Origin of the sequence: Streptomyces sp. S3(2020), from assembly GCF_013044505.1 — a bacterium.
In the GTDB taxonomy this organism is placed as follows: Bacteria; Actinomycetota; Actinomycetes; order Streptomycetales; family Streptomycetaceae; genus Streptomyces.
The window spans coordinates 24,975-36,643 of sequence record NZ_JABERD010000091.1 but is presented as its reverse complement, the minus strand read 5'-3'; the positions used below and the strand labels follow the sequence as shown (position 1 = coordinate 36,643).

Sequence of the window (11,669 nt, the reverse complement as noted above, 5' to 3'; positions counted from 1 at the left end):
TTCTCATTTCGATTACTACATATCAAATCGTGTATGTATTTTTGTGTTTCAAGCAGAAGACGGCAGACGAGGTGCTCAGGTGCACCGTGGGCTCGGATATGTGTATAGGGGACAGGGGCCCGGGCCGGCCGCCGGGCCCGGGCCCCGGCCCTGTGTCCAGGGCCGCAGGTGCTGTGGGCCGTGGCCGCGTCCGTTCTCACTGCCGCAGCCGCGGCGCCCGTACTCCCGCTTCCACCGTCCCACCGCCTCGCTCCACGTCCGCCGCCAGCTCCCGGGCCCAGGCCGCGAGCCCGGTCAGATCCATCCCGTACGGCCGGCCCCGCCCCGTGTCCGATGCCCACTCCTCGACGACCCCGGCCCCGCGCCGCAGCAGCCGTGCCCCGCCCGTGACGTTCCCCCGGGCCGCGTGCGTGAGCCCCACCGCGAGCTGGGCCAGCCCCCGCCACAGGGTCCGTTCCTCCTCGGGCCCGGACTTCCAGGCGTCCTCGAAGACCTCGTGCGCGTGGAAGGGCTTGCCCGCATCCAGCAGCTCCTGCGCCTCCGTGACGCTCTGCTCGGGGGCGCGGACGACGCCCTCGGGCTGCCGCTCCACCCCGTCCGTGCCGTACGGGAGCGGCCGCCCGAGCCCGTCCCGGGGCCGGGCATTGCGGGCCCGCCCCTCGCCGTCGCGGTCCCTGGCGTCGGCCTGCCGTCCTGAGGATGTACTGCCCATATACCGATTGTCCCGCGCCGCCCGGACCGTCTTCGAGGCGGCCCGCCCCGTGGGGTAAAGTGCTCTTCGCGCGATCACGCGGTTCACCGCGCGAGAACGCACCGGGACGTGGCGCAGCTTGGTAGCGCACTTGACTGGGGGTCAAGGGGTCGCAGGTTCAAATCCTGTCGTCCCGACGGTGTTCACCGGCGGATCTGCCTGAGGCAGGTCCGCCGGTCGCGTTTCGGCGGTCGCTCAGCGGTCGCCCTGGGCCGCCCCGCCGCGATAGCGCGCCGCCACATCCCCCAGATACCCCCGCAGCATGACCTTCGCCTCCTCCAGCAGGGCCGCGTCCCCCGCCCGGTCCCGACGGAAGGCCTCCTGGGCCAGCGCGTCGGCCGCCAGCATCGCCGCGTGGCAGGTGCGGGCCAGCGCCTCGTCGTCCTCGGCGAGGTCCAGGGCGAGGAGGATACGGCGGATGCCGTCCGCCATACGGCGCTTGTGCTCGCGGTCCGCGGCGCGGGTCTGCTCGGTGAGGCCGCTGCCGAACCACAGGGCGCGGAAGCCGTGTTCGGTGCGGTAGATCGCGGCGAAGGAGTCCATCAGGACGCCCACCGGATCGGGCCAGCGATCGGCGGCCGCCGCGCCGACCAGGTCGTCCATCGCGGCCTCCAGCTTCGCGAAGTACCCCGCCGCGAGGGCCTCGATGATCGCGCCCCGGTCCGGCAGGTACTGGTACAGCGAGCCGACCGAGACCCTCGCCTCGGCCGCGATCCGGGTCGTGGTGAGCGCCTCGACGCCCTCCTCGACCAGCACCCGCTCGGCGGTCTCCAGGACCCGGGCGAGCCGGGCCCTGCTGCGGGCCTGCTGGGGTGTGCGGCGCAGGGAGGCGACGCCCGCGGCCCAGTCGGTGTCGGCGATGGGATCGGCCACGCAACAACCTCCGAACGTGAACGTGACTTTGTTTCATGTTTAGGTTAGCGTCGCGCGCATGACCGACTCAAGCTCGGCGTGGAGCGTGGAGCGGGCCGCCGTCGCCGACGCCTGCCGTCGGCTGGGCGCCGAGGGACTGCTCATCGGCACGGCCGGCAACGTCAGCGTGCGCAGCGGCGACCGGGTCGCGATCACCGCCACCGGCGCGGTCCTCGCCGACCTCACCCCGGACCAGGTGACCGTCGTCGACCTGGACGGGAAGATCGTGTCCGGCACTCTCCGGCCGACCTCGGAACTGGACCTGCACCTCGGTGTCTACCATCGCTACGGCACCGGCGCCGTCGTCCACACCCACGCGCCCATGGCGACCGCGCTCTCCCTCGTGCTCGACGAACTGCCCTGCATCCACTATCAGTTGCTCACTCTCGGCGGCACCGTACGCGTGGCACCGTACGCCACCTTCGGCACCCCCGAACTCGCCGAGTCGGTGCTCACCGCGCTGGAGGGCCGCGGTGGAGCCCTGATGGCCAACCACGGCGCGGTCACCCACGCGCCGACGCTCGACAAGGCGGTCGAGCACGCCCTGCTGCTGGAGTGGGCCTGCGGGGTGTACCAGAGCGCTGCCGCCATCGGGCAGCCCCGAGTCCTCGACGAACAGCAGCAACTCGCGGTCATCGAGGCCGCCGTCGCACGCAACTACGGCAGCACACAACCCGCATCACCCGAGCAGTCATCCGCGCAGGAGGAGACTCGATGAAGGCGCAGCAGGTCGTCACGATGGGCGTCCACGTACTGGACGTGCTGGTACGGCCGGTGGAGGCCATACCCGAGGGCCAGGGCGCCACCCTGGTCGACGACATCCGCATGACCGCCGCCGGCACGGCCGCCGGCACCGCGCTCACCCTCGCCAAGCTCGGCGCGTCCGTCCGCACCGCCGGTGCGATCGGCACCGACCCGACGGGCGATCTGCTGGTGCAGCTGCTCGACAAGGCGGGTATCGACACCGGGCTGCTCGTCCGCCGTATCGACACCTCCACCTCCGCGAGCGTCCTGCCCATCCGCCCCAACGGCGACCGCCCCTCCCTCCACCTCCTCGGCGCCAACATCACCTACGGCCTCGACGACGTCCCCTGGGACGCGGTCGCCGAGGCGACCCATCTCCACCTGGGCGGACCGGAGTTGATCGGCGCCGAGGTCGCCGCGCGCATCCTGGCGCACGCCAAGGAGCATGACGTCGTCACCTCCGTGGACCTTCTCGCCCCCGGCGAGCTCGGCACGTTCGACCAGATCGAGCCGCTGCTCCCGTACGTCGACTACCTGCTGCCCAACGACGACCAGGTCCTCGGCTTCAGCGGCGAGGAGGACCTCGTGACCGGCGCGAAGAAGCTGGTCGCCGCCGGGGCCGGGCTCGTCGCCGTCACCCGTGGCGGTGACGGCGCGCTGCTGGTGACCGCCGAGGGCACCGAGACCGTCCCCGCCTTCGAGATCGACGTCGTCGACACGACCGGCTGCGGCGACGCCTTCTCCGCCGGCTTCCTGCGCGGCGTCAGCCTCGGCCGTACGCCGCGTGAGGCCGCCGTGCTGGGCAGCGCCGCGGCGGCGCTGGTCGCGCAGGGGCTCGGCAGCGACCACGGGGACTTCGACCTCGCCGAGGCCGACGAGTTCTCCATGACCAGCAAGGTGCGCGCGTGAGGTGAGGCCGGGGCGGCGGCACGGAGCGCGGGACGCCTCCGTGCCGGCCCCGGTGGCGGGGGCCGCCGTGAGGTTCCTCGCGCGGGAAGTTCCCGGAGCTTGATAGACAGGGGACATGACCACCTTGATCTTCCGCACGGCCGCAGGTGTCCGATGACCGCCGGTATCGACACCCCGGACCGCCGAGGCCGCACCGGACTCGACCGCACCGGCCTCGATCTGACCGGCAACCCCCGCGTCAAGGTCCGTGATGTGACACTCCTGTCCAGCCACTGGTACGTCGAGCGGGCCACCACCTTCGACCTCCAGCTCGCCGACGGCAGCTGGAGCACCCAGCAGCGCGAGACGCACGACCGCGGCAACGGCGCCACCATGCTGCTCTACGACGCTGAACGCGAAACCGTCCTCCTCACACGGCAGTTCCGCTTCCCCGTCTACGTCAACGGCCACCCCGACGGCATGCTGGTCGAGACGCCGGGCGGGTTGCTCGACGACGATGACGAGCACCCGGAGATCGCGGTACGGCGCGAGGTGATCGAGGAGACCGGGCACACCATCGGTGCGGTCCGGCACGTCTTCGACGTCTATATGAGCCCGGGGTCCGTGACCGAACGGGTCAGCTTCTACGCCGCCGAGTACGGCCCCTCCACCCACACCCACGAGGGCGGCGGCCTGGACGAGGAGGGCGAGGACATCGAGATCCTCGAACTGCCCTTCCGCCGGGCCCTGGAGATGATCCGCGCGGGGGAGATCGCCGACGCGAAGACCATCATGCTGCTGCAATGGGCGGCCCTGGAGGGACCGTTCGCCGGCAAGACCTGAACCCCCTTGCGTTGAAGTGCACTTCACGTTGCAGACTCCCGTTCACCAGCCGTGAACGGGAGGACTCCCATGAAGTACCGCACCATCGGCACCGACCCGAAGACCCGCCGCGAGGTCAGCGTCCTCGCCCTTGGCGCGATGCTGTTCGGCTCGCGCACGGACGAGGACACCGCCTTCGCCGTGCTCGACCGCTATGTCGAGGCCGGCGGGAACTTCATCGACACCTCCGACAACTACGCCTTCTGGACCGACGGCGGCCAGGGCGGCCAGAGCGAGGAACTCCTCGGCCGCTGGCGGCGCAGCCGTGGCATCGGCGACGAGATCGTGATCGCCACCAAGCTCGGCGCCCGCCCCCTCGCCCCCGGCACCAGCTACGTCGACAACGCCGAGGGACTGTCCGCGAAGGTGATCCGCGAGGCCGCCGAGCGCAGCCGGGAACGGCTCGGGGTGGACCGGCTGGACCTGCTCTACGCCCACATCGAGGACCACGAGGTATCCCTGCGGGAGACCGTCGAGGGCTTCGCCGAACTGGTCGCCGAGGGCACGGTCGGCCTCCTCGGCGTCAGCAATCACGCCGTGTGGCGGGTCGAGCGGGCCCGGTCCGTCGCGGCCGCGGCCGGGCTGCCCGGCTACGAGGTGCTCCAGTACGCCCACAGCCATCTGCGGCCGCGCTACGACGTCCCCGAGGACCTCTTCCCCGACGGCAGCCTCGGCCACGCGGGACCCGACCTCCTCGGCTACCTCCGCGAGGAGCCCGGACTGACCCTGGTCGCCTACTCGCCCCTGCTCAAGGGCGCCTACACGCACCCGGACCGGCTCCCCGCCGACTTCGACCACCCGGGCACCCCGGCCCGGCTCCGGGTCCTGCGCGACGTGGCCCGCGAGACCGGGGCGACCGTCAACCAGGTCGTCCTGGCCTGGCAGATCGGCGGCCCACTACCGATCCTCCCGCTCGCCGGCGTCTCCTCGTCGGCCCAGCTGGAGGAGAACCTGGCCGCGGTCGACCTGGAACTGACCGAGCGGCAGCGGGCCCGGCTGGACGCGGCGCACTAGGCTCGTCAGGGAGCCGAAGGAGTGTCGGTCATGACCTCACATCCGTTCGCGAAGAGCATTCGTTCCACGCCGGAGGGACTGCTCTGGGAGCCCTGTGGACGCTGGGTGCGCGGCTACAAAGGCGCTGTCGCCGTCGTCGACAGCCGACGGCCGGTCCTCGTCTGGGAGCCCGGCGTTCCCGTTCCGTGCTACGCGTTCCCCCGCGAGGAGGTCCGCACGGACCTCCTCCGCCCGGCGAAGAACCCGCGCACGGGCGCCCACACCGGATCGCAGACCTTCTACGACCTGGAGGCCGACGGCGAGCTCGTGGAGAACGCGGCGTGGACCTTCCCCGCCGAGGACCTCGCGGGGCACATCGCCTTCGAGTGGTTCCGGCACCGGTACAGCGGCCTGGACCACTGGTACGAGGAGGAGGAAGAGATCTTCGTCCACCCCCGTGACCCGCACAAACGGGTGGACGCCCTGGCCGGCAGCCGCCATGTCGTGGTCGAGATCGCCGGCACCGTCGTGGCCGACACCCGCCGGCCGGTCCTGCTCTTCGAGACCTCGCTGCCCACGCGGTACTACATCCCCCGCGAGGACATCCGCCTCGACCTGTTCACCCCGACCGACCACCACACCGGCTGCCCCTACAAGGGCACCGCCGAGTACTGGAGTTGGCGAGGCGACGAGGACGTCCCCCGCAACATCCTGTGGAGCTACCCGGACCCGCTCGCCGCGGTGACCCCGGTCAAGGGACTCCTCGCCTTCTACAACGAGGCCGTCGACATCACCGTGGACGGCGAACGCGAGGAACGGCCCGTCACACCGTTCACCGCGAGCCTCAGGACCTGACCAGCAGCTGGAAGTCGAACGCGTACCGGGACGCACGGTAGATGTGCGTCCCGTACTCGACCGGCCGGCCCGTGTCGTCGTACGCCGTGCGCTGCATCGTCAGCAGCGCGGCCCCGGCCTTCTCGTCCAGACGCGCCGCCTCCTCGGCGGTGGCGCAGCGGGCCCCGATGGTCTGGTGGGCGCTGTGCAGGGTGATGCCCGCCGAGCGCATCAGCCGGTACAGACCCGTCGACTCCAGCCGGGCGGAGTCGAGTTCGAGGAGAGTCGCGGGCAGGTAGTTGCACAGGATCGCGACCGGCTGGCCGTGGGTGGCGCGCAGCCGCTCCAGGACGACGACGTCGCTGCCCTCCGCGACACCGAGAGCCGCGGCCACGTCGGCGGAGGCCGGGGCGTGTTCGTTGCGCACCACCTGAGTGGTCGGCCCCTGTCCGGCGGCCTCCAGGTCGTCGTAGAGGCTGCTCATGTCGAGGCCGCGCTTGACCTGGCTGTGCACCACCTGCGTGCCCACCCCGCGCCGCCGGACCAGCAGTCCCTTGTCGACGAGGGACTGGATCGCCTGGCGGACCGTCGGCCGGGACAGTCCCAGGCGCACCGACAGGTCTATCTCGTTGCCCAGTAGGTTTCCCGGGGCGAGGGCCCCGTGCTCGATCGCCGACTCCAGCTGCTGGGCGAGCTGGTAGTAGAGCGGTACCGGACTGCCCCGGTCCAGGGCGAAGTCCAGGGAATCGAGCGCGGGGGCGGTAGCGGCACGTGAGGAGCCGCCGGTCTTCGCCATGGAACGTCCCTCCCTTCTGAGGAAGTGTCAGGAGTGGCTGGGGAAGCCGACGGGCTTGCCGTGGATCCAGTGGGTGAGGGTCTTCATCGTGGGGGGCCTTTCATGGGGGTGGTTCAGAGGTGGCGGCGGCGGTCGGCGACCTGGCGGTCGTAGTGCTCGCGTGCCTGTACGGCCGACTCGCGGGAGGCGACCTCGGCGACCGGTACGTCCCACCACGCCTCGGTGGGGGGAGCGGCGGGGTTGGCGGTGTCGGTCTCGACGTAGACGCAGGTCGGCCGGTCCGAGGCGCGGGCCGTCGCCAGCGCCTCGCGCAGTTCGCGCACCGTCTTGGCGCGCAGGACGTCCATGCCGAGGCTGGCCGCGTTGGCGGCGAGGTCGACGGGGAGCGGGGCGCCGGAGAAGGTGCCGTCGGCGGCCCGGTAGCGGTAGGCGGTGCCGAAGCGCTCGCCGCCGACCGTCTCGGAGAGGCCGCCGATGGAGGCGTAACCGTGGTTCTGGATGAGCACCAGGTTGACCGGCAGGCCCTCCTGGACGGCCGTGACGATCTCGGTCGGCATCATCAGATAGGTGCCGTCGCCGACCAGCGCCCACACGGGGGTGCCGGGGCTCGCCTGCTGGACGCCGATCGCGGCCGGGATCTCGTAGCCCATGCAGGAGTAGCCGTACTCCAGGTGGTACTGGCGGGGGCCGCGGGCCCGCCACAGCTTGTGCAGGTCGCCGGGGAGCGAGCCCGCCGCGTTGATCACCACGTCCTCGTCGCCGACGACCGCGTCGAGGGCGCCGAGGAGCTGGGTCTGGGTGGGGACGGCGTTCTCGTCGGCGGCGGTGAAGGCCGCGTCCACCACCTGCTCCCAGCGCTCCTTGCCGGTGCGGTACTCGGACTCGTAGGCCGGGTCCACACGGTGACCGGACAACGCCTCCGTCAACGCCGTGAGCCCCGCCCGGGCGTCGCAGACCAGTGTTCGCGCCGCCAGCTTGTGGGCGTCGAAGGCGGTGATGTTGAGGTTGAGGAACCGCACGCCGGGGTCGAGGAAGAGCGTGCCGGAGGCGGTGGTGAAGTCCGTGTACCTCGTCCCCACGCCGATCACGAGGTCCGCGGTGCGGGCGAGGTCGTCGCTGACCGCCGTGCCGGTGTGGCCGATGCCGCCGAGGTCGGCGGGGTGGTCGTGGCGCAGGGAGCCCTTGCCGGCCTGTGTCGAGGCGACCGGGATGCCGGTGGCGTCCACGAGCGCCTTCAGCGCCACCTCGGCCCTGCTGTGGTGGATGCCGCCACCCGCGACGATCAGGGGGCGGGAGGCGGCCCGCACGGCCTGTACCGCCTCGGCCAGTTCGACGGGATCGGGGGCGGGACGCCGTACGCGCCACACGCGGTCGGCGAAGAACTCCTCCGGCCAGTCGTAGGCCTCGGCCTGGACGTCCTGGGGGAGGGCGAGGGTGACCGCGCCGGTCTCCGCGGGGTCGGCGAGGATCCGCATGGCGGCCAGGGCCGAGGGGATCAGGGCCTCCGGGCGGGTGACGCGGTCGAAGTACCGGGAGACCGGGCGCAGGGTGTCGTTCACCGACACGTCCGCCTCCGTCGGGTGCTCCAGCTGCTGGAGGAGCGGGTCGGCGGCGCGGGTGGCGAAGTAGTCGCCGGGCAGCAGGAGGACCGGGATGCGGTTGATCGTCGCCAGGGCGGCTCCCGTGACCAGGTTCGTCGCGCCCGGTCCGATCGACGTGGTCACGGCCTGCGCGGAGAGCCGGTCGAGATGGCGGGCGTGGCCGACCGCCGCGTGCACCATGGACTGCTCGTTGCGCCCCTGGTGGAACGGCATCACGGCCCCTGGCCCGATGCCCGCCTCCATCAGGGCCTGCCCCAGACCCGCCACGTTCCCGTGGCCGAAGATGCCCCAGGTCCCGGCGATCAGCCGGTGCCGTACCCCGTCCCGCTCGGTGTACTGGACGGACAGGAACCGCACCAGGGCTTGGGCGACGGTCAGGCGGCGGGTGGGCGTGCTCATCAGGACTTCTCCGGTGCCGTGTAGAGGGGGAGGCGGGGGTCGACGGGCCGCTGGGGCCAGGTGTCGCGGATGGCGGCGTGATCCGGGTGGTCGCGGATCAGCCAGACACGCTCGGCCTCGGGGCCCGCCATGACGTTGAGGTAGTACATGTGGTGACCGGGCACGGCCATGGAGGGCCCGTGCCAGCCGTCCGGGATCAGCACGACGTCACCGCCGCGTACTTCGGCGAGAACGTCGGTGTTCCGGCCTTGCCCGGACGGTGAGACGCGTTGGTAGCCGCAGCCGCCCGGGCCGTCGATCTCGAAGTAGTAGATCTCCTCGAGCACCGACTCCTCGCCGGGGCGGTGCTCGTCGTGCTTGTGCGGTGGGAAGGACGACCAGTTGCCGCCGGGAGTCAGCACCTCGACCGCGATGAGTCTGTCGCACTCGAACACGCCCGCCGCACCGAAGTTGTTGACCTGGCGGGAGCAGTTGCCCGTGCCCCGCAGTTCCACCGGCACCCGCGAGGCCGGTCCGTAGCGGGCGGGCAGCCGCCGCGTGCAGCGCGCGCCGGTGAGCGCGAACCGTCCGCCGCCGGCCGTCGAGAGCGTCGTACGGGAATCGCGTGGGACGTACGCGAAGTCGCTGACGCCCGTGAACACGCTCTCGCGGCCGTGGAGCGTGAACGTGTCGCCGCTGAACTCGTCGGCCGTGGTGACCGTGCAGCCGCCCGCCAGGGGGAGGACGATCCACTCGCTCTCACCGGTGTCGAAGGCGTGGGTGCCGCCCGGGGGCAGCTCCAGGACACGGAGGGCGCAGCAGCCCCAGCCGGCCGACTCGGGGGACACGTCGACCAGGTAGGGGCCGCCGAGGGCCTTTCCCGCGGGAAGGTGATACGTCATCGGTGCCTCCGTACCTCGCGTGCCTCTCGTGTCACAGCAGCCCGACGGCCGTGTCGACCGCCGTCTCCACGCTGCCCTCGGCCGGGTAGAGCAGGGAGCGGCCCACGACCATGCCCTGGACGGTCGGCAGCCTGAGGGCCTTGCGCCAGCGCTCGTAGGCGGCCTCCTGGTCGTCGACCTCGCCGCCCAGCAGCACCGTGGGCAGGGTGGAAGTCTCCAGGACCTCCGCCATGTCGTCCGGGTCGCGGGTCACGGGCAGCTTCAGCCAGGTGTACGCGGAGGTGCCGCCGAGGCCCGAGGCGATGGCGACCGACCGGGTGACGGCCTCGGGGGAGAGGTCGTTGACGACCCGGCCGCCGAGCCGCCGGGAGATGAACGGTTCCACGAACAGGGGGAGCCGGTGGGCCGCCATGTCGTCGATCGCGCGGGCCGTCGACTCCAGCGTGGTCAGCGAGCCGGGGTCGTCGTAGTCGATGCGCAGCAGCAGTTTGCCCGCGTCGAAGCGGAGCCGGGTGAGGTCCTGGGCGCGGTGGCCGGTGAAGCGGTCGTCCAGCTCGAAGGCGGCGCCCGAGAGGCCGCCGCGGTTCATCGAGCCCATGACGACCTTGTTCTCCAGCACCCCGAGCAGGAGCAGGTCCTCCAGGATGTCCGCGGTGGCCAGCACCCCGTCCACGCCCGGCCGCGACAGTGCGACACAGAGGCGTTCCAGCAGGTCGGCGCGGTCGGCCATGGCGAGTGCGCGGTCGCCGACGCCGAGGGCGCCCCGGGCCGGGTGGTCGGCGGCCACGATCATCAGCCGGCCGCTGTCGCCCAGCAGCGGGCGCCGTGCGCGGCGGGCGGCCGCCTCGGTAATCGCCTCCGGGTGCCGGGCCCTGAGGGAGGCGAGGTCACTGATGCCGGTGCTCACGACGGGACCCCGTTCAGCAGGCCCTCGACCTCGGCCGGCGTCGGCATCGCCGAGGAACAGGCGAGACGGGACGCGACGAGGGCGCCGGCCGCGTTGGCGTACCGCATGATCCGCTCCAGCTCCCAGCCGGCCAGCAGACCGTGGCAGAGCGAGCCGCCGAACGCGTCACCGGCGCCGAGGCCGTTGACCACCTCGACGGGGACCGGCGGGACCTCGGCGCTCGTGCCGTCGCGGTGGACGGCGAGCACACCCTTGGGGCCCTGTTTGACGACGGCCAGCTCGACGCCCGCCGCCAGCAGGGCCTCCGCGCAGGCGCGGGGTTCGCGGACGCCGGTGGCGATCTCGCACTCGTCGAGGTTGCCGACCGCGACGGTCGCGTGCCGGAGGGCTTCCGCGTAGTAGGGGCGGGCCTCTTCCGGGTCGCCCCAGAACATCGGCCGCCAGTCCAGGTCGAAGACGGTGGTGCCCGCCCTGTCGCGGGCCTTCAGCGCGGCGAGCGTGGCCGAGCGGCTGGGCTCCTCGCTCAGACCGGTGCCGGTGATCCAGAAGATCCGGGCCGCGCGGATCGCGAAGTAGTCCAGCTCGGCGGTGTGGATCTCCAGGTCGGGAGCCTTGGGCCGGCGGTAGAAGTACAGCGGGAAGTCGTCCGGCGGGAAGATCTCGCAGAACGTCACCGGCGTCGGGTACGCGGCCACCGGGGTCACCCAGCGGTCGTCGACGCCGAACTCCTTGAGCGCGGTGTGCAGGTAGGCGCCGAAGGGGTCGTCGCCGGTGCGGGTGATCACGGCGGCGGAGCGGCCCAGCCGGGCGGCCGCGACCGAAACGTTGGCCGCCGAACCGCCCAGAAACTTTCCGAACTTCTGCACATCGCTCAGTGGCACGCCGGACTGGAGTGGGTAAAGATCAACTCCTATGCGGCCGATCGTGATCAAGTCGAAGGGCTGGGATGAATCGGCCATGTGTGACGCTCCTCGAGTCCCAGGGGGCCTGTCGCCTCCCAGATGTAGGACCCGGAGGGCAACCCTGTCAAGACTTTGTACTTACATTCGGACCTGCTTGTGAAATGATGTCTTAACAAAGT

Annotated in this window: 12 protein-coding genes and 1 tRNA gene; 6 read left to right on the top strand and 7 right to left on the bottom strand. The window is 71.7% G+C overall.

The genetic code is table 11. The features are described 5' to 3' along the window. Positions 1–196 precede the first annotated feature (196 nt). Complete coding sequence (locus HLK59_RS26680; protein WP_171144060.1) at positions 197–712, bottom strand: DUF309 domain-containing protein; 516 nt, start codon at positions 710–712, stop codon at positions 197–199. 102 nt (positions 713–814) lie between these two features. Between HLK59_RS26680 and HLK59_RS26675 the strand changes: the two genes are divergently transcribed. After that, positions 815–888, top strand: a tRNA-Pro gene (locus tag HLK59_RS26675). A gap of 58 nt (positions 889–946) precedes the next feature. Here HLK59_RS26675 and HLK59_RS26670 read toward each other — a convergent pair. Then, entirely contained in the window at positions 947–1,624 is a 678-nt protein-coding gene (locus HLK59_RS26670; RefSeq protein WP_171144059.1) for a TetR family transcriptional regulator, read from the bottom strand. A gap of 58 nt (positions 1,625–1,682) precedes the next feature. Between HLK59_RS26670 and HLK59_RS26665 the strand changes: the two genes are divergently transcribed. The 5 genes from HLK59_RS26665 (at position 1,683) to HLK59_RS26645 (ending at position 6,025) form a co-directional block, all read left to right on the top strand. Then, on the top strand, positions 1,683–2,381 hold the full coding sequence (locus HLK59_RS26665) for a class II aldolase/adducin family protein (protein ID WP_171144058.1): 699 nt from the start codon (positions 1,683–1,685) through the stop codon (positions 2,379–2,381). Then, positions 2,378–3,316: a carbohydrate kinase family protein gene (locus tag HLK59_RS26660; protein ID WP_171144057.1), complete on the top strand. Its 939-nt coding sequence runs from the start codon at positions 2,378–2,380 to the stop codon at positions 3,314–3,316. Before HLK59_RS26665 ends, HLK59_RS26660 begins: the two co-directional genes overlap by 4 nt. Before the next feature lie 153 nt (positions 3,317–3,469). Then, positions 3,470–4,138 (top strand): NUDIX domain-containing protein, encoded by a 669-nt coding sequence (locus HLK59_RS26655; protein ID WP_171144056.1) that lies wholly within the window; start codon positions 3,470–3,472, stop codon positions 4,136–4,138. 69 nt (positions 4,139–4,207) lie between these two features. After that, entirely contained in the window at positions 4,208–5,191 is a 984-nt protein-coding gene (locus tag HLK59_RS26650) for an aldo/keto reductase (RefSeq protein WP_171144055.1), read from the top strand. Positions 5,192–5,221: 30 nt separating this feature from the next. After that, complete coding sequence (locus HLK59_RS26645; protein WP_171144054.1) at positions 5,222–6,025, top strand: DUF427 domain-containing protein; 804 nt, start codon at positions 5,222–5,224, stop codon at positions 6,023–6,025. Here the strand turns inward: HLK59_RS26645 and HLK59_RS26640 are convergent. The 5 genes from HLK59_RS26640 to iolC form a co-directional block, all read right to left on the bottom strand. Then, positions 6,015–6,800, bottom strand: a complete 786-nt coding sequence (locus HLK59_RS26640; RefSeq protein WP_171144053.1) for a GntR family transcriptional regulator — start codon at positions 6,798–6,800, stop codon at positions 6,015–6,017. The genes HLK59_RS26645 and HLK59_RS26640 overlap by 11 nt on opposite strands. Positions 6,801–6,913: 113 nt before the next feature. Continuing rightward, complete coding sequence (gene iolD / locus HLK59_RS26635) at positions 6,914–8,800, bottom strand: 3D-(3,5/4)-trihydroxycyclohexane-1,2-dione acylhydrolase (decyclizing) (RefSeq protein ID WP_171144052.1); 1,887 nt, start codon at positions 8,798–8,800, stop codon at positions 6,914–6,916. Continuing rightward, positions 8,800–9,681: a 5-deoxy-glucuronate isomerase gene (gene iolB / locus HLK59_RS26630; protein WP_171144051.1), complete on the bottom strand. Its 882-nt coding sequence runs from the start codon at positions 9,679–9,681 to the stop codon at positions 8,800–8,802. Before iolB ends, iolD begins: the two co-directional genes overlap by 1 nt. Before the next feature lie 31 nt (positions 9,682–9,712). Beyond that, on the bottom strand, positions 9,713–10,588 hold the full coding sequence (locus HLK59_RS26625; RefSeq protein ID WP_171144050.1) for a deoxyribose-phosphate aldolase: 876 nt from the start codon (positions 10,586–10,588) through the stop codon (positions 9,713–9,715). Next, on the bottom strand, positions 10,585–11,547 hold the full coding sequence (gene iolC / locus HLK59_RS26620) for a 5-dehydro-2-deoxygluconokinase (protein ID WP_171144049.1): 963 nt from the start codon (positions 11,545–11,547) through the stop codon (positions 10,585–10,587). The genes HLK59_RS26625 and iolC overlap by 4 nt, the downstream gene beginning before the upstream one ends. Positions 11,548–11,669 lie beyond the last annotated feature (122 nt).